The 19,636-nt window shown below is 62.2% G+C and carries 23 protein-coding genes; 6 read left to right on the top strand and 17 right to left on the bottom strand.

Annotated features, from left to right (window positions below; genetic code table 11):
- The gene (locus tag Q5Y75_RS05215) at window positions 1-669 is read right to left on the bottom strand and encodes a helix-turn-helix transcriptional regulator (RefSeq protein WP_306194991.1); all 669 of its coding nucleotides are present in this window, start codon (window positions 667-669) and stop codon (window positions 1-3) included.
- Between the two features lie 27 nt (window positions 670-696).
- Window positions 697-1,005 (bottom strand): hypothetical protein, encoded by a 309-nt coding sequence (locus Q5Y75_RS05210; protein ID WP_371933231.1) that lies wholly within the window; start codon window positions 1,003-1,005, stop codon window positions 697-699.
- A 218-nt stretch (window positions 1,006-1,223) separates the two neighbouring features.
- Here Q5Y75_RS05210 and Q5Y75_RS05205 point away from each other — a divergent pair, with 218 nt between their 5' ends.
- The 4 genes from Q5Y75_RS05205 (at window position 1,224) to Q5Y75_RS05190 (ending at window position 3,747) form a co-directional block, all read left to right on the top strand.
- Complete coding sequence (locus Q5Y75_RS05205; RefSeq protein WP_306194988.1) at window positions 1,224-1,439, top strand: twin-arginine translocase TatA/TatE family subunit; 216 nt, start codon at window positions 1,224-1,226, stop codon at window positions 1,437-1,439.
- Window positions 1,440-1,445: 6 nt separating this feature from the next.
- The gene (tatB, locus tag Q5Y75_RS05200; protein ID WP_306194987.1) at window positions 1,446-1,904 is read left to right on the top strand and encodes a Sec-independent protein translocase protein TatB; all 459 of its coding nucleotides are present in this window, start codon (window positions 1,446-1,448) and stop codon (window positions 1,902-1,904) included.
- Complete coding sequence (tatC, locus tag Q5Y75_RS05195) at window positions 1,901-2,776, top strand: twin-arginine translocase subunit TatC (protein ID WP_306194986.1); 876 nt, start codon at window positions 1,901-1,903, stop codon at window positions 2,774-2,776. The genes tatB and tatC overlap by 4 nt, the downstream gene beginning before the upstream one ends.
- Before the next feature lie 122 nt (window positions 2,777-2,898).
- Window positions 2,899-3,747, top strand: a complete 849-nt coding sequence (locus tag Q5Y75_RS05190; RefSeq protein ID WP_306194984.1) for an ATP-binding protein — start codon at window positions 2,899-2,901, stop codon at window positions 3,745-3,747.
- Here the strand turns inward: Q5Y75_RS05190 and Q5Y75_RS05185 are convergent.
- Window positions 3,744-4,388, bottom strand: coding sequence for an SDR family NAD(P)-dependent oxidoreductase (locus Q5Y75_RS05185; RefSeq protein ID WP_306194982.1), 645 nt, complete (start codon window positions 4,386-4,388; stop codon window positions 3,744-3,746). The two genes, Q5Y75_RS05190 and Q5Y75_RS05185, sit on opposite strands and share 4 nt — an antisense overlap.
- Window positions 4,389-4,488: 100 nt before the next feature.
- Between Q5Y75_RS05185 and Q5Y75_RS05180 the strand changes: the two genes are divergently transcribed.
- Window positions 4,489-5,091: a biotin transporter BioY gene (locus tag Q5Y75_RS05180; RefSeq protein ID WP_306194980.1), complete on the top strand. Its 603-nt coding sequence runs from the start codon at window positions 4,489-4,491 to the stop codon at window positions 5,089-5,091.
- A 107-nt stretch (window positions 5,092-5,198) separates the two neighbouring features.
- On the top strand, window positions 5,199-6,188 hold the full coding sequence (locus Q5Y75_RS05175) for a zinc-dependent alcohol dehydrogenase family protein (RefSeq protein ID WP_306194978.1): 990 nt from the start codon (window positions 5,199-5,201) through the stop codon (window positions 6,186-6,188).
- On the opposite strand, the gene Q5Y75_RS05170 is transcribed toward Q5Y75_RS05175, so the two are convergent.
- From Q5Y75_RS05170 to Q5Y75_RS05105, 14 genes are all read right to left on the bottom strand, one after another.
- The gene (locus Q5Y75_RS05170; RefSeq protein WP_306194977.1) at window positions 6,180-6,629 is read right to left on the bottom strand and encodes a DUF1284 domain-containing protein; all 450 of its coding nucleotides are present in this window, start codon (window positions 6,627-6,629) and stop codon (window positions 6,180-6,182) included. The two genes, Q5Y75_RS05175 and Q5Y75_RS05170, sit on opposite strands and share 9 nt — an antisense overlap.
- Window positions 6,626-6,871 carry a hypothetical protein gene (locus Q5Y75_RS05165; RefSeq protein WP_306194976.1) on the bottom strand — a complete coding sequence of 82 codons (246 nt, stop codon included), beginning with the start codon at window positions 6,869-6,871 and terminating at the stop codon, window positions 6,626-6,628. Before Q5Y75_RS05165 ends, Q5Y75_RS05170 begins: the two co-directional genes overlap by 4 nt.
- A gap of 132 nt (window positions 6,872-7,003) precedes the next feature.
- The gene (gene purF / locus Q5Y75_RS05160; RefSeq protein WP_306194974.1) at window positions 7,004-8,464 is read right to left on the bottom strand and encodes an amidophosphoribosyltransferase; all 1,461 of its coding nucleotides are present in this window, start codon (window positions 8,462-8,464) and stop codon (window positions 7,004-7,006) included.
- A 157-nt stretch (window positions 8,465-8,621) separates the two neighbouring features.
- Window positions 8,622-9,137 (bottom strand): hypothetical protein, encoded by a 516-nt coding sequence (locus Q5Y75_RS05155; RefSeq protein ID WP_306194972.1) that lies wholly within the window; start codon window positions 9,135-9,137, stop codon window positions 8,622-8,624.
- Between the two features lie 129 nt (window positions 9,138-9,266).
- Entirely contained in the window at window positions 9,267-9,821 is a 555-nt protein-coding gene (locus Q5Y75_RS05150) for a CvpA family protein (protein ID WP_306194970.1), read from the bottom strand.
- 44 nt (window positions 9,822-9,865) lie between these two features.
- Entirely contained in the window at window positions 9,866-11,227 is a 1,362-nt protein-coding gene (radA, locus tag Q5Y75_RS05145; RefSeq protein ID WP_306194968.1) for a DNA repair protein RadA, read from the bottom strand.
- Between the two features lie 120 nt (window positions 11,228-11,347).
- Window positions 11,348-13,087 carry a pentapeptide repeat-containing protein gene (locus Q5Y75_RS05140; protein ID WP_306194967.1) on the bottom strand — a complete coding sequence of 580 codons (1,740 nt, stop codon included), beginning with the start codon at window positions 13,085-13,087 and terminating at the stop codon, window positions 11,348-11,350.
- 99 nt (window positions 13,088-13,186) lie between these two features.
- A complete protein-coding gene (locus Q5Y75_RS05135) occupies window positions 13,187-13,855 on the bottom strand; it encodes a DNA repair protein (protein WP_306194966.1) in 669 nt (222 codons plus the stop codon).
- 244 nt (window positions 13,856-14,099) lie between these two features.
- Window positions 14,100-14,552, bottom strand: a complete 453-nt coding sequence (locus Q5Y75_RS05130) for a paraquat-inducible protein A (protein WP_306194964.1) — start codon at window positions 14,550-14,552, stop codon at window positions 14,100-14,102.
- Between the two features lie 453 nt (window positions 14,553-15,005).
- The gene (locus Q5Y75_RS05125; RefSeq protein ID WP_306194962.1) at window positions 15,006-15,752 is read right to left on the bottom strand and encodes an ABC transporter ATP-binding protein; all 747 of its coding nucleotides are present in this window, start codon (window positions 15,750-15,752) and stop codon (window positions 15,006-15,008) included.
- Entirely contained in the window at window positions 15,749-16,531 is a 783-nt protein-coding gene (locus tag Q5Y75_RS05120) for an MlaE family ABC transporter permease (RefSeq protein ID WP_306194960.1), read from the bottom strand. Before Q5Y75_RS05120 ends, Q5Y75_RS05125 begins: the two co-directional genes overlap by 4 nt.
- Window positions 16,528-17,562: an alanine racemase gene (gene alr / locus Q5Y75_RS05115; RefSeq protein WP_306194958.1), complete on the bottom strand. Its 1,035-nt coding sequence runs from the start codon at window positions 17,560-17,562 to the stop codon at window positions 16,528-16,530. Before alr ends, Q5Y75_RS05120 begins: the two co-directional genes overlap by 4 nt.
- Before the next feature lie 86 nt (window positions 17,563-17,648).
- Window positions 17,649-18,077, bottom strand: a complete 429-nt coding sequence (locus Q5Y75_RS05110) for a VOC family protein (protein WP_306194956.1) — start codon at window positions 18,075-18,077, stop codon at window positions 17,649-17,651.
- The gene (locus Q5Y75_RS05105; RefSeq protein ID WP_306194954.1) at window positions 18,077-19,567 is read right to left on the bottom strand and encodes a replicative DNA helicase; all 1,491 of its coding nucleotides are present in this window, start codon (window positions 19,565-19,567) and stop codon (window positions 18,077-18,079) included. Before Q5Y75_RS05105 ends, Q5Y75_RS05110 begins: the two co-directional genes overlap by 1 nt.
- Window positions 19,568-19,636 lie beyond the last annotated feature (69 nt).

Here is a 19,636-nt window from a genome sequence, read left to right as displayed (position 1 = left end):
TCAATCCGGCACGTAGTCCGACAGGCGCTTGCCCGGTTCATCCACAAAAAGCTCGGGCAGGGGCGTGAGGTCTTCGATCAGATCGACGCGGAACACCCGGAAATCATCGCGGGCCTCACACCAGGCGGTCAGGGTCCAGACCCGGCCCCAATATTCCATATGCAGCGGGCGAATCTTGCGATGCGTCAGCGTGCCATCGATACGGCGATAGTGCAGATCAAGTTTCTGGCGGGATTTGATCGCCGCCCTGAGTGGTGCCATATGGGCAAATCCGCGCGCTGCGTCAGCAAAGGGATAGACCGCGAATTTCCACGTATCCGCTTCCGAGATCACCTCGGTCGGCAGTACCGCATCCACCTTGTCAGCCAGTGACTCCGCTGCCGCCCGCAGGCCGGGATCGGCGGCCTCGGCCACGATGGCCATGCCCAGATTCAGCGCCTCAAGCTCTTCGGCGGTCAGGGTCAGCGGCGGCAGGGTGATCGCCTCGCGCACCATGTAACCCACGCCACGCTCGCCCTCGACCGGGATGCCAGAGGCCGCCAGCGTGTCCATGTCGCGATAGATCGTGCGGACCGACACTTCGAGCCGCTCCGCAATGTCCTGCGCGCGGTGCAGTTTGCCGTCGCGCAGGATCTGGATGATGTCGAACAGGCGGTCAGTGCGGCGCATGGCCCGCGCCTGTTCGGGATCGGGCCGTCATGCGGCCATGTCCCAATGGATATGTTCGTGCCGCATCTTCACGGTTTCGGGGTCGATCGCCGCCATCAGCTCTGGCGCAAACGCCTGATCGGCAAATGCCTTGGCCACGCGCTGCGCCGTGTCCATATCCCGCCAGACCACGTAGTCGGTCCAACTGCCATCCTCGCCCTGGCTCAGTTGACGATGCAGAAAACCGGGGTGGGCGCTCACGAATGCCTCGGTGGCCTGGCTGAGTTTGACGAAAGCCTCGGGGGAAACGCCCTCGGCCAGATGAAACGTGACGATTTCGGCGACATGGGTCATGATCAGTTCTCCTGTAAGTGTTGACACTGCGCCGGTGCTAGCAGTCCACAACTGACATAAACCTGTCAGTTGGATCAAGGCCAGCGCAAAAAATGACGTCCGGCGGATCAAATCGGTGGGATTTGCACCTGCCAGCGCTTTCACCTCTGTGGTCCGCTGCGCTAGACCGGGCGCAGATCAAGGGGAGTGGCGCCTCTGCGCCTCAGACTAGGAGAATAGACATGCTGAACAATATCGGCCTTCCGGGCATCCTGCTTATCGCCGTTGTGGTTCTGGTCCTGTTCGGACGCGGCAAGATCAGCTCGCTCATGGGCGAAGTGGGCAAGGGCATCACCTCGTTCAAGAAAGGCATCAAGGAAGGCTCGGAAGAGATCGAGCAGGATGCCTCGGAACTGGCCAAGGACATCACGCCCGAGTCCGACAAAGACAAGGCCTAATCGCGCATGTTCGACCTGGGTTGGACCGAGCTGCTGGTCATCGGCATCGTGGCTCTGATCGTTGTGGGGCCAAAGGACCTGCCGGTTCTCTTTCGCAATGTCGGCCGTTGGGTCGGCAAGGCGCGCGGCATGGCGCGCGAATTCAGCCAGGCCATGAACGAGGCCGCCGATGAGGCTGGGGTCAACGACATCACCAAGGGGCTGAAGGCCGCGACCAACCCGGTGAATACCGCGATGGACAGCGTCAAACAGGCCTCCAAGGACCTCACCGACAGTATGGACCCGCGCAAGTTCGACCCCGATAGCGAGACCGGCAAGCTGGCCGCCGAACGCGCCGAGCAGGCCAAGAAAATACAGGCCTCCGCCGCGCGCAAGGCCGCCGAACGCAAGGCACGCGAGGCCGAAGAGGCGCTGGCCAAGGCCGAAGAAGCCGAAGCGGCGCTTAACCCCGAGACCAAATCATGAGCAAGACAGACGAGATCGACGATTCCGCGGCCCCGCTGATCGAACATCTGGCCGAGCTGCGCACACGGCTCATTCACTGCGTGGTGGCGTTTCTGGTGGGCATGATCATCTGCTTCACCGTGGCGACGCCGATCTTCAACTTCCTCACCGCACCCCTCTGCGAGGTGCTGAACGAGCGCGGGCAGGATTGCGGGCTGATCTTCATCTCGCCACAGGAAGGGTTCTTTGTCGCTATCAAGGTTTCGCTGCTGGGCGGGTTCATTCTGGCCTTTCCCTATATCGGGATGCAGATGTGGCGGTTTGTGGCACCGGGGCTTTACAAGTCCGAGAAGGGCGCGTTCCTGCCCTTCCTGATCGCCTCGCCCTTCATGTTCCTGCTGGGGGCTTCGTTCGCCTTTTATGTCGTGACACCATTGGCTTACGACTTCTTCCTCGGGTTCCAGCAATTCGGGGCCGAGGGTGAGGCATTGCCCACAGATGCAGCTGCCCCGCTCAGCGTGGTCTTTCAGGGCTCGGCGCAGGAATACCTGAACCTCACGATCAAGTTCATCGTAGCCTTTGGCCTCTGCTTCCAGCTTCCTGTGCTGCTGACGCTGATGGGCAAGGCCGGGCTGGTCAGCGCCGAGGGTCTGGGCGCGGTCCGCAAATACGCGGTGGTGGGCATTCTGGTTCTTGCGGCGCTTGTCACGCCGCCCGACGTGATTACCCAGGTGATCCTGTTTGTCGTGGTCTACGGGCTCTATGAGGTCTCGATCTTCCTCGTCGCCCGCGTTGAGAAAAAGCGCGAAGAGCAATTGCGCGCTGACGGCTATTACGACGATGAAGAGGCCAATGACATGGACCTTGCCGACGAGTTGGACAAGACCAGCTAACTGTCATGACCCTTGAAACAGGCGCGTCCGGTCCCCTCCGGGCGCGTTTTTTGTGGCAGCGCTTGTTGCCCGGCGCAATCCATGCTTTGACACGGGGCGCAAATAACCGGGAGGCATTTTCGTTGGACCAGACCGCATTGACCCGCATTGCCGAGGCGCTGGAGCGTATGTCGCCCGCGCCGCTTGCCGCGCCCGATTTTGCCAGCGCCACGGCCTTTGTCTGGCATGTGGCCCCGGAACGGCTGGAACCGGTGGCAGAGGTCAACCGGGTGGAACTTGAGCTGCTTCTGGGCATCAACCGATCCCGCGATACGCTGGCCGACAACACCCGCCGCTTTGCCGAAGGGTTCAAGGCCAACAATGCCCTTCTCTGGGGTGCGCGCGGCATGGGAAAATCAAGCCTTGTCAAAGCGGTGCACGGTGCACTTCAACCGGAATTCCCGACACTGAAACTGATCGAGCTACAGCGCGAGGATCTGCCCTCGGTCGGGCGCTTGCTGAACCATCTGCGCCACGCGCCCTACCGGTTCATCCTGTTCTGCGATGATCTGTCCTTCAGCCATGACGATCAGCATTACAAGAGCCTCAAGGCGGTGCTGGATGGCGGGATCGAGGGGCGGCCGGAAAACGTGGTCTTTTATGCCACCTCAAACCGCCGCCACCTCATGCCACGCGACATGATCGAGAACGAGCGCTCCAGCGCCATCAACCCGTCGGAAGCGGTCGAGGAGAAAGTCTCGCTCAGCGACCGGTTCGGGCTTTGGCTGGGCTTCCATCCCTGTACGCAGGACGAGTATCTGGCGATGATCGACAGCTATTGCGCGGCTTATGGTGTCGTGACCGAGCCTGACACGCTACGCGCTGAGGCGATCGAATGGCAGGCCACGCGCGGGGCGCGGTCCGGGCGCGTCGCCTGGCAGTTCTTCGTCGATTTGGCGGGTCGTCAGGGTGTGCGGCTGACCGGCGGCTAAAGCGTCGCCAGCAGACGTGCAGCCTCATCTGCGGGGCTGGCTAGCGCCGAGCGGTCCTCGCCGGGAAAGAACCGCGCCCGCAGCGCTGTACTCATCGGCTCCGGCGCAAGGATCTGCACCCTGGGTCCGGTCCGCTCGGTTTCGGTGGCCCAGCTTTGCACCAGCGCCATTTGCGCGGCTTTGGTTGCGCCGTAGCTGCCAAAGAACTTCTCTCCGGCGCGGGCATCGTCAAAGAACACAGCCTGACCGGCCTCGCCCAGCAGCGGCGCGACATAAGAGATCAGCAGCGCGGTCGCATTTGCGTTCACCGCCAGCGACTTGTCCCAATCCTTGCCCTCAACGAACATCGCAGGCGTCAGCGGCGCGGCATGGATCGCGGTGTGCAGCCACAGGTCCAGATGGCCCCAGCGGTCGTGAATGCCGCGGCAGAGCGTTGCCATCGCGTCCTTGTTGGTGATGTCCATCGGCGCCAGTGTCGCCGCGCCGCCCTTGGCTTGAATGCGGTCATCCAGATCCTCCAGCGCGCCGGTTGTGCGACCCACGGCTATTATGTGATACTCGGGCGCAAGCGCCTCGGCCATAGCAAAGCCAAGACCGCGGGATGCACCGGTGACGAGGGCGGTTTTCCTGATTTCACTCATGGGCCGCTGATTTCATCCTTTTCGCTGCGTTTCAAGCCGCGTTGCTTGACATTTTGCAGCCGCAGCAAAATTATGCGCCCAAATTCGAAGGAGAAACAAAATGACTCGCGAAACTGTTCTGGGCAAAGCCGTCATCGGCTCTGAAGCTCTGGGTTGGAAAGCGGCGATGGTGCTGGGCGGTTCGCTGTTCATTGCGGTCGCCGCGCAAATCAGCGTGCCGATGTGGCCGGTGCCGATCACCCTGCAGATGCTGGCGATCCTGATCGTTGGTCTGACCTATGGCTCGCGCCTGGGTGCGGTGACGCTTCTGGCCTATCTGGGCGAGGGCGCGATGGGTCTGCCGGTCTTTGCCAATGGTGGCTCGACCGCATCGCTATTTGGTCCGACCGCTGGCTTCCTGTTCGGCTTTGTGATGGTGGCGTGGCTGGCCGGTCTGGCGGCCGAGCGTGGTCTGGCCAAAGGCGTTGTCAGCACGGCGATCGTTGGCATCATTGTCTCGGCGCTGCTTTATATTCCGGGCGTAGCCTGGCCGATGGCCGTGGCTGGCATGTTCGGCATCGAGGGCAGCTGGGTCGGCTCTACCGCAGATTCGATCTGGACCTACTGGGTCAGCCCCTTCCTGCTGGGTGATGCCATCAAGGCCGTGATCGCCGCGCTGGTGGTCACCGGCGGCTGGTCGCTGCTGAAGGCACGCAAGGGCTGATACCCCGTTCCAATGCAAACAAAAGGGCGCCCCGGGCGCCCTTTTTTGTTGCCCGTATCGCAAACTTGCAATCAGATTCCGCTAGGCAGGACCGTAAGGAGGGTGAGATGCGCGCGATGATCTTCGATGGCGAGAGCCCGCGGCTGAGCCTTTGGGATATCCCGATCCCGGAACCGGGCGCGGGGCAGGTTCTGATCCGGGTCGAGGCCTGCGGGGTCTGCCGCACCGATCTGCATGTGGTGGATGGCGACCTGACCTTTCCGGCGCTGCCTTTGGTACCCGGCCATGAGATCGTCGGACGGGTTGCGGCGCTGGGGCCGGGGGTTGAGGCTCTCATGCAAGGACAACGGGTCGGGGTGCCGTGGCTGGGCCATACCTGCGGGCACTGCGCCTATTGCGGATCGGGGCGCGAGAACCTCTGCGATACGCCCGGTTTCACCGGGTACACAATCAATGGCGGCTATGCCGAATATTGCGTGGCGGATGCCCGTTTCGTCTTTGCCTTGCCCGAGGAAGCGGACGCGGTTGATCTGGCACCGCTGCTTTGTGCCGGCCTGATCGGGTATCGCAGTCTCAGGCTTGCCGGGCCTGTCGAACGGCTGGGGCTTTATGGGTTTGGCGCGGCGGCGCATATCCTGTGCCAGGTCGCCCGCCATCAGGGGATTTCGGTCTATGCCTTCACCCGCGATGGCGATGATGCGGCGCAGAACTTCGCCCGCGCGCTGGGGGCGGTCTGGGCCGGTCCGTCCTCGCAACCACCGCCGGAGGACCTGGACGCCGCGATCATCTTTGCGCCGGTAGGCGCGCTGGTGCCGCTGGCGCTGAAATCCGTGCGCAAAGGCGGCCGCGTCGTCTGTGGCGGCATCCATATGAGCAATATCCCCGCCTTCCCCTATGCCGATCTGTGGGAAGAGCGCAGCATCCTGTCGGTCGCCAACCTGACCCGCGCGGATGGCGAGGCGTTCTTTCCGCTGGCCGAGGCGGCAGGCGTCAGGACCGAAACCGTCCGTTACCCGTTGGAGCAGGCCAATACCGCGCTCGACGATCTCAGGATGGGTCGCTTGCAGGGAGCGGCGGTGCTGACAGTGTCAGGTTGACGTTTCGGCAGCCTCGTGCAGGTGGCGCAGCGCGCCTTCACACATGCCGTATTCCAGCCATTGGCAGCTTTCACAGATCACACTCAGATCGCCGGGTTTTAACTGCGCCCGAATACGCAACTTGGCAGCGCCCCAGCTCAGCCGGTCCCCGGCGCGCAGGTTCAGCGCCGTGGCGTGCCGTGCGTCCAGCGCGTCGATCTTCTCCTGACTCTCGCACAGCGCACCGCGCCGATGCGGGCAGGGGGCACAGATCGAGTCGGTCTGCGCGGTCACCTCGATCTCAACCGCGTCGCCCTCCTTGCCGCGCAGCCTGCCCTGAACGATTCGGTCCATGTTGCGGGTGAAGGCATCGCTATAGCCTTTGCCCTGATAGCCCAGAGCGCAGAGAAAGTGATGCGGCCGGAACCGGAGCCGGTTGGTGTCGGGATCGGAGATGGTCACTGCAGCAGGGGTATCCGTTCGGCTTGGCCGTTTTTCTGGACAATCAGCCCATCCGCGTCAATGGCCGCAACGCGGCCGCCGCTCAGACGTGCGCCGGGTTTGACCGTTCTCACCCGGCCACCCGGCATGCGCACCAGCGCTTGCATGGAGTCACTGGGGCCATAGACCCCCAATAGCGACATCACGTTTTTCTTCAGCGCGCCACGCTGGGTGGCCGCCTTGTTCACAGCATTGCTCGGCATTCTGGAATTTACCGGTGCGTACCGGTCCCACTTTAACAGACGCGCCGCGATAGCAAGCGGGCGGGGCGTTGGAAAGAACGACTGGGCGTCACAGGGCGCGGCGGGCGGAGTCCCGCCGCTGCGGTGCGGCATCTACTCTGCGGCGGGTTTGAGTTCGAACCCCTGTTCCAGCATATCGGCGGGCTGAACCGGGTATTCGCCCGAGAAACAGGCATCGCAATATTGCGGGCATCCCTTGTCGCGGCCCTTGGCCTCGCCCACGGCGCGGTAGAGTCCATCAAGCGAGATGAATTTAAGGCTGTCCACCGCCAGATGATCGCGCATTTCCTCTTCGGTCATGGTGGCGGCCAGCAGCTTGTCGCGTTGGGGCGTGTCGACGCCATAGAAGCAAGGCCAGGCGGTGGGCGGGCTGGCGATGCGGAAATGCACCTCTTTTGCTCCGGCATCCAGGATCATTTCCTTGATCTTGCGGCTGGTCGTGCCGCGCACCACCGAATCGTCGACCAGAATGATCCGCTTACCTTCAATCAGCGCGCGGTTGACGTTCAGCTTCAGCCGCACGCCCATGTTGCGGATCTGTTCCGTCGGCTCAATGAAGGTCCGGCCCATATACTGGTTGCGGATGATGCCCATCGCATAGGGAATGCCCGATTGCAGCGAATAGCCGATGGCCGCCGGGGTGCCGCTATCGGGCACCGGGCACACCAGATCGGCCTCGACCGGGCTTTCCTTGGCCAGCTCGCGGCCAATCGCCTCGCGGGTTTCATAGACCGAACGCCCGCCCAGGATCGAATCGGGGCGCGAGAAATAGACATGTTCGAAGATGCAGAATTTCGAGGGTTGCGGGCGGAAGGGAAAATGGCTTTCGACCCCGCGTTCGGCGGTGATGACCACCATCTCGCCCGGCTCGATCTCGCGCAGGAACTCGGCCCCGATAATGTCGAGCGCGCAGGTTTCCGAGGCGAGACACCAGCCGTCGCCGACCTTACCCAGAACCAGCGGGCGCACGCCCAGCGGGTCGCGCACACCGATCAGTTTGGTGCGGGTCATCGCTACGACCGAGAACGCCCCCTCGACCCGGCGCAACGCGTCTTCCATGCGTTCGGGGATATTGCGCTGCAGAGAACGCGCCATCAGATGGATGATGCATTCGCTGTCCGATGAGCTTTGAAAGATCGAGCCGCGCTCGATCAGCTCACGCCGCAGGGCGTTGGCATTGGTGATATTGCCGTTATGGGCAATCGCCGCACCGCCCATCGAGAACTCGCCAAAAAACGGCTGCACGTCACGGATGGCGGTCTGACCCTTGGTGCCCGCAGTGGAATAGCGCACATGGCCGATGGCCAGCGGACCGGGCAGGGTCTCCATGATCTTCTGCGAGGTGAAATTGTCGCGCACATAGCCGAAGCGGCGGGCGTTGTTGAAGCCCTGTTCCGGGTCATGGGCGACGATCCCGCCAGCCTCCTGTCCCCGATGCTGCAGCGCGTGCAACCCAAGTGCCACGAAATTCGCGGCATCCTTGACGCCGACAGCGCCGAAAATTCCGCATTCTTCGTGCAGTTTGTCGTCATCGAATGGGTGGGCGGGGGGCATCTGCTTGCTTGGCAAGGCGGGCAGCTCCGAATCCGTTTCAGGTTCTGCCCTCCACATAATGCCTTAACCGCGCGCTGTCACGAAAGGATCACATTAGTTTTGCGCTTCCCATACGTGACTTTGCCCTGCGCGCGCCAGATTGAGCAACCAGCCGTTGTTATTCCGTCGTGCATTGCCGAATATCCGGCGCCGTGCCCGAACTGCGTGTCAGGCTCCAGCGGCAGGTCTGGACCGTCAGGCCGGGCAGGTTGGGCACCTGATCAGAGGCCCAGACGCTGTCTATGGTGACGCTGAAATCCGATACATCCGTGGCGGCGGGGAAGAATCGGCCAAGCTCTTTCGAGGGGAAGCTGCCGCCGCAAGCCTCAAAATAACCGCTGAGCAGGCTGTTGTCCTGCGACAGGGCGACCTGTCCGGAATAGAGCGAATATTCCGCATCCGGGCTTTCCAGCTTATCGGAATAGGTCACCTGCATGGTAAAGTTCGCACCCTCCTGCTCGATCCCGGCCATCATCGGGCGCGCCCAGCTTGAGGGGACGCCAGCCGTCGTGCTGTCGCAGGCGTAAAGCCCGGTGTAGCTGCCGGTGAGGGAGAATTCTTCGGCCAGACCGGGGCCGGTCACGGCCAGCGCTGCAAGCAGCGCGACGGTTGGGGAGATCGTTTTGCGCGTCATGTGAACCCCTGCGTTCAAGCGGATGACAGGGCAATTCTAGCCTTGCGACGGCACCGCGTCCACAAAGCCGGGACAAAAGAAAACCCGGCGCGATATTACCGGCCGGGTCTTGTCGGATCTCGCTGGGGCTTACTGGGTGCAGGTGCCGACTAGGTCCTCATATTGCTTGGTGATCCAGCCAAGCGCGGCTTCGGGGTCCTGCGCCTCGATCTGCTGGGTCAGGCGCTCGAATACCAGCGCCGAGCGGCTTTCATCAACGATGGTGAAGTTCTCGCCCGTCATCACCGTGTCGTAGACAAAGAAGGCGATGGCGACCAACAGGATGCCGCGCAGCACGCCAAAGAGAAACCCGATCCCCTGATCCAGCCCCCCAAGCGCCGAGCGCTGGACCAGCGAGGAAAACAGCGGGGTGATGAAGCTGACGATGATCAGCGCCAGGGCAAACACGGCTGCGAAGGCCGTGATGATCGACAGTTCGCAATTCTCGCCCAGAAGGTCACGCAGTACCGGAACCTCGCGCACCAGCGGCGTTGTGGTGGGGGCAAAGATAAACGCCAGCACCGCAGCCGCGACCCAGCCCGCGATGGCCATGACCTCGCGCACGAACCCGCGCGCATAGGCTAGGAGCGCCGACAAGACGATGACAAGGGCCACGACCCCGTCGATTATGGTGAAACCTTCCATGGCGCGCGCCTGCTCTTTCGTTTCCTGCCCGTTTGCGGGCGACCTTAACCCGCTCCGAAGGTTTCGCCAACAAACCCCGCCAGATCGGAGGGGCGGGTGAGTTGCAGACCGGCAACGGTGCCCGTCTTGCCACCAGCCGGAGCAATCGCGGCGGTGAAACCAAGTTTTTGCGCTTCTTTCAACCTGTTTTCTGTCTGTGCCGCCGGTCTGAGCGCGCCAGAGAGGGAAATCTCGCCAAAAACCACCGTATCGGCGGGCAAGGCGGCGTCTTCGCGCGCGCTGAGTAACGCTGCGGCAACGGCCAGATCAGCGGCAGGTTCGTTGATTTTCATACCACCCGCCACGTTCAGATAGACGTCGAGGCCGGCAAAGGGGATGCCGCAGCGCGCTTCCAAAACCGCGAGAATCATCGCCAATCGTCCGCCATCCCAGCCCACCACCGTTCGGCGCGGCTGTGAATGGGGCGAGGGGGCGACCAGCGCCTGCAGCTCGACCAACACTGGGCGCGTGCCCTCGATCCCCGCAAAGACCACCGAGCCGGGGCTGGTTTCGCCCCGTTCGCTAAGGAAGAGGGCGGAGGGGTTGGTGACCTCGCTCAGCCCCGCGCCGGTCATCTCGAAGACGCCGATCTCATCTGCCGCGCCAAACCGATTCTTGACCGCGCGCAGGATGCGGAACTGATGGCCGCGTTCGCCCTCGAAATAGAGCACCGTGTCGACCATATGCTCGACCACGCGGGGACCGGCGATTTGGCCTTCCTTGGTGACATGGCCGACCATGACGATCGACACGCCATGGCGTTTGGCGAAGGTGGTCAGTTCATGCGCCGCCGCGCGCACCTGACTGACCGAGCCCGGCGCGCTGTCCACATTATCGGCCCACATGGTCTGGATCGAGTCGATCACCGCCAGTTGAGGCTTCTCTGCTTCCAGCGTGGTCAGGATGTCACGCAGATTGGTCTCGGCGGCCAGTTTCACTGGCGCTTCGGTCAGGCCCAGCCGCTGCGCCCGCATCCGCACCTGCGCTGAGGCTTCCTCGCCTGAGACATAGATCGTCTTCAGCCCCGAGCGCGCGAATTGCGCCGCCGCCTGCAACAGCAGGGTGGATTTGCCGATGCCGGGATCGCCGCCCACCAGAATGGCCGAGGCAGGTACCAGCCCGCCGCCCAGCACCCGGTCCAACTCGCCCAGCCCGCAGAGCGTGCGCGGCGTTGGCGCTTCCTCGGTGCTCAGATCGCTCAGCTGCACAGGCGAGCCGCGCCGATTGCCCAGCGATTTCGAGGGCGGACCCGCAGACAGCCCCGCATCCTGCGAGATCGTGTTCCACGCACCGCAGCCCTCGCAACGCCCCGACCATTTGGAAAAGCTCGCCCCACAGGCCGAGCAGGAGAATGTCTTCTTTGCCATAGAGGCTTAGTGCCCGAGCCGCCGCCCGGTCACAACCGGCAATCGCGCGGCAGTTTCGTTCCCCGCATTCAGAGGGCGATACTTATGCCCCTGAGCCGATTTGCATGGATCCGAGATCAGTCAGTCCGCGTCCGGCGCATCTTGGGCCACCGGCCCTCGGTCTTCGGGTTGCCAGTTCGGATCACTCTCCCACGGTGGCGGCTGGTCCACGGGCCAGGGCGTTCCGGTCTTCTGGGGGCGGGTGCCGGGTTTGCAGAGGAAGTCGGCGCGCATATCATCCTCCGAGAAGCCGGAGGGGCTCAGGTTCTCAACAAGTACCGACCAGCCTTCGGGCTCACTGACCCAGCAGGAGGGAATGAATAGGGGCTGCCCCGTCCCCGGATCAGGTGTGTCGGGCAACAGCGTGCGCGCGTCGCCAATCAGCGACGAAAGGCGGACTTGCGTCAGGCTGTCACTTCCCCTGATATCTGCGGATTGGGCGAGTGCGGCCGATGTGCCACCCGCCCAATCCGCCCCCCGCATGTCCGCAAAGCTCAGGTCCGCTCCCAGGATCTCCGCCTCGCTCAGGTCCGCCCCCTGCATCTCCGCCGCGCGCAGGTCCGCCCCTTGGATCTCCGCCTCGCGCAGGACCGCCCCCTGCATTTGCGCCACGCGCAGGTCCGCCGCCAGTATCACTGTGCGCGCCAAATCCGCATGGCGGAGGTCCTTGTTGCGTGGTGACCAGCTTGCAAGGGCGCTCAGCGCTGCCCTGCGTTCTGTTTTCCAGGCCTCCGCAAAGCGAGCCTCCAGCCTGCTGAAGTGGTCATCACATTGGAAGCCCGGATCATAGCGATTCTCTTCGCACCATTTGGCACGTGCAGTTTCGTTGTGTCGGTCGAGACCTCCATCTTCGCTCGCTCTGCCGCAGGTTTCGGGATCAAGCCCTTGCCGGGCGCACCAGTCCACGCGGAACTGCCGTCGATGTACCTCATGGGCCAACCAGTCATCGGGAAGCGGGGTAAACACGACCTCGCGCAAGTCCGCGCGCGCGATCCGGAGAGGGTAGCCTGCGGGGTGAGGCCTGTGTAATGGGCTGATGGCAACAAGGGCCTTGTTGGTTCGGTCATAGGCCCATTCGGTCACGCCGCGAAATGGGCCAAGGCTTTCGGGGCCGTCGGTCTTTGCGATGGTCAGCGCGATGGTCGGTACGGCGATCGCCAGAGTCGGCACAAGTGCCAGCAGGTGCCACCAGCCGCCGCGATAGGTCATGCCATAGCGCAGTCGGGTGACGGCAGTGAAAAGGCTCGACAGCATAGTCATTGTGGTCAGCGTGAACAAGAGCGCGTTGAGGATCGAGTAGCCAAGCTCATGGGCGGGCCAGTAGCGCACCCAGAAATAGCCCGTCACGATGGGCCCGATGGCAAAGACCAGCAAAAAAGTCACCAGATGCGACAGCCAATCCATCGGGCGGCGGTGGAACGCGCCATCTCGGCGCAGGGCCAGACCCAGATCGTTGATCAGCCAGGGCGTCACCTGCAGCGACAGCGCCTCTCCTTTGGGGCGTGGTGGGGCGGTGGCCAGCGCCTCCCACAGTTTCAGCAGGTAGAGATGCAGGTAGACAACGAGCGCGGTGCCGAGGATCGGACCGAAGACAAAGAAATCGCGCGTCGGAATCTCGACCCCGATGAGTGGTAGCGCGGTCTGCCGGCTGTCGATAAAGAAATCCGCGTCCTGCACGCCCAGTAGGGTAACGCCCGCAAAAGCCAGATAGGCCAACAGCCCGAACCAACTGGTGCGCGCGATCTTGGACAGCTCATTGATCCGGTCGACCGCCGAGGTATCGGGGGGCTTGCGCTTGCTGATATAGACCTTGCGCGGCATCGAATAGCTCTTGAAAACCTCAGGCTATCGCCGCCGCCGGTGTCTGACAACAGTGGGGGTGCCAAGGCAAGCATCCTGCGGGTTCGGCGCGGAGCGACGTCACTCGGCGGCGCGCCCCGGCTGCAGGGGCAGGATATTGTCACCATCTTCGGCATTTTGTGAGACCGCAAGTTCGGGCAGTAGCTCGAACATCTCTTCGCGGATACGGGCCAGTTGCGACCGTGCCACCGATTCCTCGATCTCGATCTCGTGGTGCCATTGCCGCATCTCCTGCAGGACGATCTTGGCATCGCCCACCCGCTTGTTGAACCGCTCCAGCTCTTCCTGGCGCTGCAGCAGGAAGCCCTTGGCGCGGGCGACCTTGTCGTCGGAATAGATGCGGGCCAGTTCGCGGCTGATCTGACTCATCTGCGCGGCCAGTTCCAGAACATCCGGTTCAAGATCCTCCAGATCGGGATGCTCGCGCATGAAGGCCAGCCGCTCTTTCACCGCGTCAAATTCTGAGGACAGGTTGAAGTAGCCCTCGCGATCCGCCGAATGGGCGGCGTGATAGGCGTTGGCCACATCGTTCATGTTGATGGCAAAATTGCGATGCGAGCGCTCCAGCGCCATGATCCGCGCATTGGCGGGCAGGTAGAAGGCCAGCATCAGGATCAGACAGGTCAGCGCGATCTGGGCAATCGGACCGGCCAGCGGCGACATCGTGTCCCCAACCCCCGCCGAAAGTGACAGCCAGGGCAGCACGCCCATAGCCGAAAGCAGGGTCAACCCGACGCTCAGAACTGCACCTGCACAGATAGTGAAAATTGTCAGACGCGTCAGCAGCTCCTGACTCTGGAATAATATTGAACGCAACGCCAACATGGCAAAAACTCTCCACCCTCATCAATCTCTGATGAACCGGCGGAAAAGCGCTCAACTATATTCCCAGCACCGTCCGCATGGTTCACCCATGCACAATAGCTCTGGCCTCAATATCAAAGATGATACACAGATATTGGTTTTCAAGCAATTACACGCTGTGGTGACCGCGCTTGAGCGTGTTTTCGGTGAGATATCCCAGCAACAGTGAGGCCAGGATGCAGGCGGTGAACAGGTAGAGTCCCCAGGCCGTTTCGATGGTTCCGACACCAATGGACTTGACAACACTTATGTAGACCGCGGCCAGGAAAATATCGCCCATCGCCAGTTTTCCCAGCACGTGCAGCGCGGGCAAAAGGCGGCGGTCCAGCAGGTCCCATTGCACCAGCACGAGGCCGAGCGTCTTGAGATAGGGCGCAAAGATCGCAAGGAAGGTGACGAGCAGGGCGAGGAACACATCCGTCCCCCAAAGCGCCTGCAACCCGGTGATCACGCTGATCTCGCTGAGCCCGAAGATCGGCAGCAACCCCGCCCGCATCAGGGGCGCGAACCACGCGATGGGGTAGAGGATCAGGAGGGCGAGGGTGAGGAGGCGGAGTATCAAGAAGTACCTATTTGCTTGGCTCACTCAAAGTTCCTGGGTGGAAACGTAGGGAGTGCGCGAGAGGCAAGCCACTTTAGTCGCCTAGCACAAGTATCACAGCATAGAAGAACAAGCTTATCGCAGCCAGAAAGTTCAAAACTATGCAAAGTGTTGCCGACAAAAACCAAAGTCCACGCCACTCGAAAGTCATCAGGTTGGCCATAAAAACGATCAAGGTCACAACCCATAGACCCGAGGCCGTGATCGCAAAGCCGTCTCGTATCTTCGAAGAGTGATCCGGCATCGTTAGGTGAACTATGAAAGTCACGATGCCCAGCATCAAAACCAAAGCTGCTAGGGCTTTGATGCGACGGAATTGAGGCGCGGTTCCAAGTCTGCTTTGCCCACAAAACGTTATCGAGAGTGTCGAAATCAGAGCTATGATCTGAAAACTGACAATCGCGCTCGATAGACTCACCGCACCGCCTCAATCGGCCCCTCGGCGCTACCGGTGATGAACTGTTCCAGATAGGGATCGCTGGAGCTGTCCATCTGGCTCACGGGTCCGGTCCACTGAATCACCCCGTCATGCAGCATGGCCACATTGTCGGCGATGGCGCGGACTGAGGACATGTCATGGGTGATGGTCATGGCCGTCGCCCCCATCTCGACCACGATCTCGCGGATCAAGTCGTTGATGACGCCGGACATGATCGGGTCAAGGCCGGTGGTCGGCTCGTCGAAAAAGATGATCTCGGGCTCGGCGGCGATGGCGCGGGCAAGGCCCACGCGTTTCTGCATCCCGCCTGACAGTTCTGCCGGGAAGCGGTCGGCCACATCGGATTTCAGCCCGACGCGGCGCAATTTCTCGATGGCGATCTCGCGGGCTTCCTCGACAGGCCGTTTCAGCGAGCCGCGCAGCAGGCGGAAGGCGACGTTTTGCCAGACCGGCAGGGAGTCAAACAGCGCGCCGCCCTGAAACAGCATCCCGAAGCGCGCCAGAAACTTGTCGCGGTCGCCTTTTGAGGCGTCTTTGCCATCAACCATGATGCGGCCCGCATCGGGTTTGATCAGGCCGAGGATGCATTTCAGCCCCACCGACTTGCCGGTGCCCGACCCGCCGATGATCACCATCGAGGTGCCCTTGGGGATCTCTAGGTTCATGCCGCGCAGCACGTGGTTATCATCAAAGGACTTCTGAACGTTCTCCATCAGGATCATAGCGAAAAGAACACCCCCGTGAGAACAAAGTTGGCTGCCAGAATCAGGATCGCCGCCGACTCGACCGAGCTTTTGGTGGCCCGGCCCACACCCTGCGCACCGCGACCCGAATTCATGCCGTAATAGCAGCCCATCACCGCCGCGATGCCGCCAAAGGCCGCGCCTTTGACGAGGGAGGAGACGATGTCGCGCATCTCCAAAAAGTCAACGGTATTGCGCAGATAGGCGGCGGGGTTAAAGCCCAGATTCTGCACCGCGACGGTATAACCGCCCGCGATACCGATGATGTCGCCGATGCCGACCAGAACCGGCACGGTGATCAGCGCCGCCAGCACGCGGGGCGCGACGAGGTATTTCATCGGGTTGGTCGACAGCGTCACCAGAGCGTCGATCTGCTCGGTCACTTTCATTGTCGCAATCTCGGCGGCAATCGACGAGGTAACGCGCGCCGCGATCATCAGACCGACCAGAACCGGGCCAAGTTCGCGCACCATGCCGATGGCGACGATCTGCGGCACCACGGCCTCGGCATTGAAGCGCGCGCCACCTGCATAGATTTGCAGCGCCAGCGCGCCACCGGTAAAGATCGCGGTCAGGCCCACCACGGGCAGCGACAACCATCCGACATTGAGCAGCGAGATCATCAATTCGCGCGGATAATAGGGCGGGCGGAAGATATGGCTGATGGCGCGGGCCGCAAAAAGCGACACGGCTCCGAACATGCTCAGCAATTCGAACGTGATGCGTCCGAGCCAGCCCAAGGGTGCCAGAAGGTTCATGTAATATAGCTCCGGCGGTATCTGTTACCCAGCGAGGTCAGGATTTCATAGCCGATTGTCCCGGCGGCTTCGGCCAGATCATCCACCGTCTGCAACCGGTTCAGGATCTGCAGGTTTTCGGGCGTTTTTTCCAGATCGGTGATGTCGACCGTGATCAGGTCCATCGACACACGGCCGACAACGGGGCAGGTCTGGGTGCCGTGGAACAGGTCGATGCCGGAGCCAAGCGCGCGATGCAGCCCGTCCGCATATCCGGCCGAGACGGTGGCGATGCGGGATTTGCGTGGTGCGGTCCAGGCATTGCCATAGCCCACGGTCTCGCCTTCTTCGACCGTGCGCACCTGAATCACCAGCAGATCAAGCGTGACAACCGCCTTTGCCTCGTCAAACGGCTCGCCCCCATAGAGCCCGACACCGGGCCGGCAGAGGTCGAAATGATAGTCCGGCCCAAGCAGCAGGCCACCGGTGGCGGCCAGCGAGCGTGGAACCTGAAGCTCATCCGTTATCTCTTTAAAAACCTGCAATTGTTGCGCGCTCATATCGTGGTGCGGATCGTCGGCGCAGGCCAGATGCGACATGATCAGCGTGGGCTGCTGGCGCAGGGCCACATCCTTGAGCGCGGCCCATTCATGCGGCTCCAGCCCCAGCCGGTTCATGCCGGTATCGAGCTGGATGCCAAACGGGTGGCCGCCCAACTCGCGGGCATGGCGCAGCATCTGTTCGACCGAATTGATCATCGGCACCAGCTTGTTGTCGCGCAACAGTGCGGAATCGCCCGGCATATGGCCCGAAAAGACCGAGATGACCGGCCCGTCCCCCAGCGCCTCGCGCACTGCGGCGCCTTCTTCGGCAACCGCAACAAAGAACTGCCGCGCACCGGCTTGCGCCAGCGCCTTGGCGACACGGCCCGCACCCAGCCCATAACCGTCCGCCTTGACCACGGCCCCGGTCTCGCTGCTGTTTCTGGCGTCCAGCGCTTTCCAGTTGTCGGCCAGCGCGGTCAGGTCGATTGTCAGATGTGATGTGCTCATGGGCCCTGTTCATGACATGGAGGCAGGGCAGGTCAAGTCAGAAATCCCCGCAGTCGGGCGGGTTTACGCAGAGACGGTGGCAAAGTCTAGCTTGCCGTTTCCGCCCCGGAAACAGGAGGCGGGAAAATCTCCACATCGTCTCGGCCCTGATAGGCGACAAGCCGGGTGCACAGATCACCGACATGCAGTTCCAGCTTGTGACCATCAGGATCAAGGAAATACAGCGAGGCCACTTCGGACCCGTTCTCTTTCCATTGCGCGCTGGCCGCTGTGATACGCGCGGCCAAAGCGTTGTAGTCAGACGCATCGCAATCCAGCGCCAGATGCGTGTCATCGGCGCGGCTATCGGGTGTGCCCAGCTCAAGACACAACCACAACGCGCCCAGTTCCAGATAGGCCCCGGTGGCCCAACGGGCGCGGGGCTGTGCCCCCAGAATGTCGCAGTAATAAGTGCAGGAGCGATCGAGACCGGAACACACCAGCGTGACATGGTTGATCCCTCGAATGCGGGGCATCAGTGGCCCATGTCTTCGATCCCCTGCTGCCAGGGTTTGACCAGATTACCAAAGCGGGTGAATTGCGCCTCGAAGCTGAGTTCAACCGTGCCGATGGGGCCGTGGCGCTGCTTGCCCACGATCACCTCGGCCTTGCCATGCAGGTGTTCCATCGCGGTTTTCCACTCTTCCATCTTGTCGAGCTCATGATCGCCGGGTTTCTCGCGTTCCTTGTAGTATTCCTCGCGGAACACGAACATCACCACGTCGGCGTCCTGCTCGATCGAGCCCGATTCCCGCAGGTCGCTGAGCTGCGGGCGCTTGTCGTCGCGGTTTTCGACCTGACGGGACAGCTGGGACAGGGCGACCACCGGGATTTGTAGCTCTTTGGCGATGGCCTTCATGCCCATGGAAATCTCGGCGATTTCGTTGACGCGGTTGTCGGCCATGCCCCGGCAGAGCTGTAGATAGTCGATCACCAGCAGGTCCAGACCATGGGTCCTCTTCAGCCGCCGCGCCCGCGCCGCAAGCTGGGCGATGGGCAGGGCAGGAGTGTCGTCGATGAACAGCGGGCAGGCTTCCAGATCCTTGGCGGCGTTGACGAAGCGGCGGAACTCGGATTCCGTCATGTCACCCTGCCGGATCTTATGGGACGAGATTTCCGAGGCCTCCGCCAGAATCCGCCCCGCAAGCTGTTCGGCGCTCATCTCCAGCGAGAAGAACCCGACCACACCGCCATCAACCGCGCCTTCGGTGCCATCGGGCTTGGTCCCGCGCTTATAGGCCTTGGCCACGTTGAAGGCCACGTTGGTCGCCAGTGAGGTTTTTCCCATCGAGGGTCGCCCCGCCAGAATGATCAGGTCCGAGGGATGCAAGCCGCCCAATTGCTTGTCCAGGTCGGCCAGACCGGTCGAGAGGCCCGCCATGCCGCCGCCACGCTGATAGGCTTCGTTGGTGACGTTCACGGCTTCGGTGACGGCCTTGAGGAAGGATTTGAACCCCTGTTCGGTCTGGCCCTGCTCGGATAGCTGATAGAGTTTCTGCTCGGCCTCGACGATCTGCTCTTTGGGCTCGCTGGCCACATCGACCCGCGCCGCCTTGTCCGAGATCTCGCGCCCCAGCCCAATGAGTTCGCGCCGGATCGCCAGATCATAGATCATCTGGGCATAGTCGTGCACCGCAAAGGCGCTGATCGAGGCCCCGGCGAGGTTGATCAGATAGGTGGCGCCGCCCAGCTCTTTCAGGCCCTCATCATCGGCCATGAAGGATTTCAGCGTGACCGGCGAGGCCAGCGCGTTCTTGGCGATGCGGGCCGAGGCGACTTCGAAGATGCGGGCATGGACCGGGTCATAGAAATGCTCGGGCCCGATGATGGCCGCCACCCGGTCATAGAGGTCGTTATTGGTCAGGATCGCGCCCAGAAGCTGCTGCTCGGCTTCCACCGAATGCGGCATGGTTTCCGCATTCTGGATCTGAATCTGCGCCTGATCGATGCTGCTGATCTCGTTCATTGTTTTTGTCCCTGCATGAGCGGCACTTCTAACCCGCTGCAAGGGCGCGCCGCCATCTGGAAATTCTTG

The sequence above is a fragment of the Ruegeria discodermiae genome (genome assembly GCF_030758345.1).
Lineage (GTDB): Bacteria > Pseudomonadota > Alphaproteobacteria > Rhodobacterales > Rhodobacteraceae > Ruegeria_C.
This window is presented reverse-complemented; position numbering and strand designations above follow the sequence as displayed.

Bases quoted from the DNA above. Each gene is read 5' to 3' on its own strand.
- Q5Y75_RS05110 (WP_306194956.1), bottom strand. From the start codon at position 18,077: ATGCCCCGCATTCGAGGGATCAACCATGTCACGCTGGTGTGTTCCGGT.
- Q5Y75_RS05140 (WP_306194967.1), bottom strand. From the start codon at position 13,087: ATGCCGCGCAAGGTCTATATCAGCAAGCGCAAGCCCCCCGATACCTCG.
- Q5Y75_RS05155 (WP_306194972.1), bottom strand. From the start codon at position 9,137: ATGACGCGCAAAACGATCTCCCCAACCGTCGCGCTGCTTGCAGCGCTG.
- Q5Y75_RS05120 (WP_306194960.1), bottom strand. From the start codon at position 16,531: ATGAACCTTCTGGCACCCTTGGGCTGGCTCGGACGCATCACGTTCGAA.
- Q5Y75_RS05175 (WP_306194978.1), top strand. From the start codon at position 5,199: ATGCGCGCGATGATCTTCGATGGCGAGAGCCCGCGGCTGAGCCTTTGG.
- Q5Y75_RS05205 (WP_306194988.1), top strand. From the start codon at position 1,224: ATGCTGAACAATATCGGCCTTCCGGGCATCCTGCTTATCGCCGTTGTG.
- Q5Y75_RS05125 (WP_306194962.1), bottom strand. From the start codon at position 15,752: ATGATCCTGATGGAGAACGTTCAGAAGTCCTTTGATGATAACCACGTG.
- purF (WP_306194974.1), bottom strand. From the start codon at position 8,464: ATGCCCCCCGCCCACCCATTCGATGACGACAAACTGCACGAAGAATGC.
- Q5Y75_RS05185 (WP_306194982.1), bottom strand. From the start codon at position 4,388: ATGAGTGAAATCAGGAAAACCGCCCTCGTCACCGGTGCATCCCGCGGT.
- tatB (WP_306194987.1), top strand. From the start codon at position 1,446: ATGTTCGACCTGGGTTGGACCGAGCTGCTGGTCATCGGCATCGTGGCT.
- Q5Y75_RS05150 (WP_306194970.1), bottom strand. From the start codon at position 9,821: ATGGAAGGTTTCACCATAATCGACGGGGTCGTGGCCCTTGTCATCGTC.
- Q5Y75_RS05105 (WP_306194954.1), bottom strand. From the start codon at position 19,567: ATGAACGAGATCAGCAGCATCGATCAGGCGCAGATTCAGATCCAGAAT.
- radA (WP_306194968.1), bottom strand. From the start codon at position 11,227: ATGGCAAAGAAGACATTCTCCTGCTCGGCCTGTGGGGCGAGCTTTTCC.
- Q5Y75_RS05180 (WP_306194980.1), top strand. From the start codon at position 4,489: ATGACTCGCGAAACTGTTCTGGGCAAAGCCGTCATCGGCTCTGAAGCT.
- alr (WP_306194958.1), bottom strand. From the start codon at position 17,562: ATGAGCACATCACATCTGACAATCGACCTGACCGCGCTGGCCGACAAC.
- tatC (WP_306194986.1), top strand. From the start codon at position 1,901: ATGAGCAAGACAGACGAGATCGACGATTCCGCGGCCCCGCTGATCGAA.
- Q5Y75_RS05165 (WP_306194976.1), bottom strand. From the start codon at position 6,871: ATGCCGAGCAATGCTGTGAACAAGGCGGCCACCCAGCGTGGCGCGCTG.
- Q5Y75_RS05215 (WP_306194991.1), bottom strand. From the start codon at position 669: ATGCGCCGCACTGACCGCCTGTTCGACATCATCCAGATCCTGCGCGAC.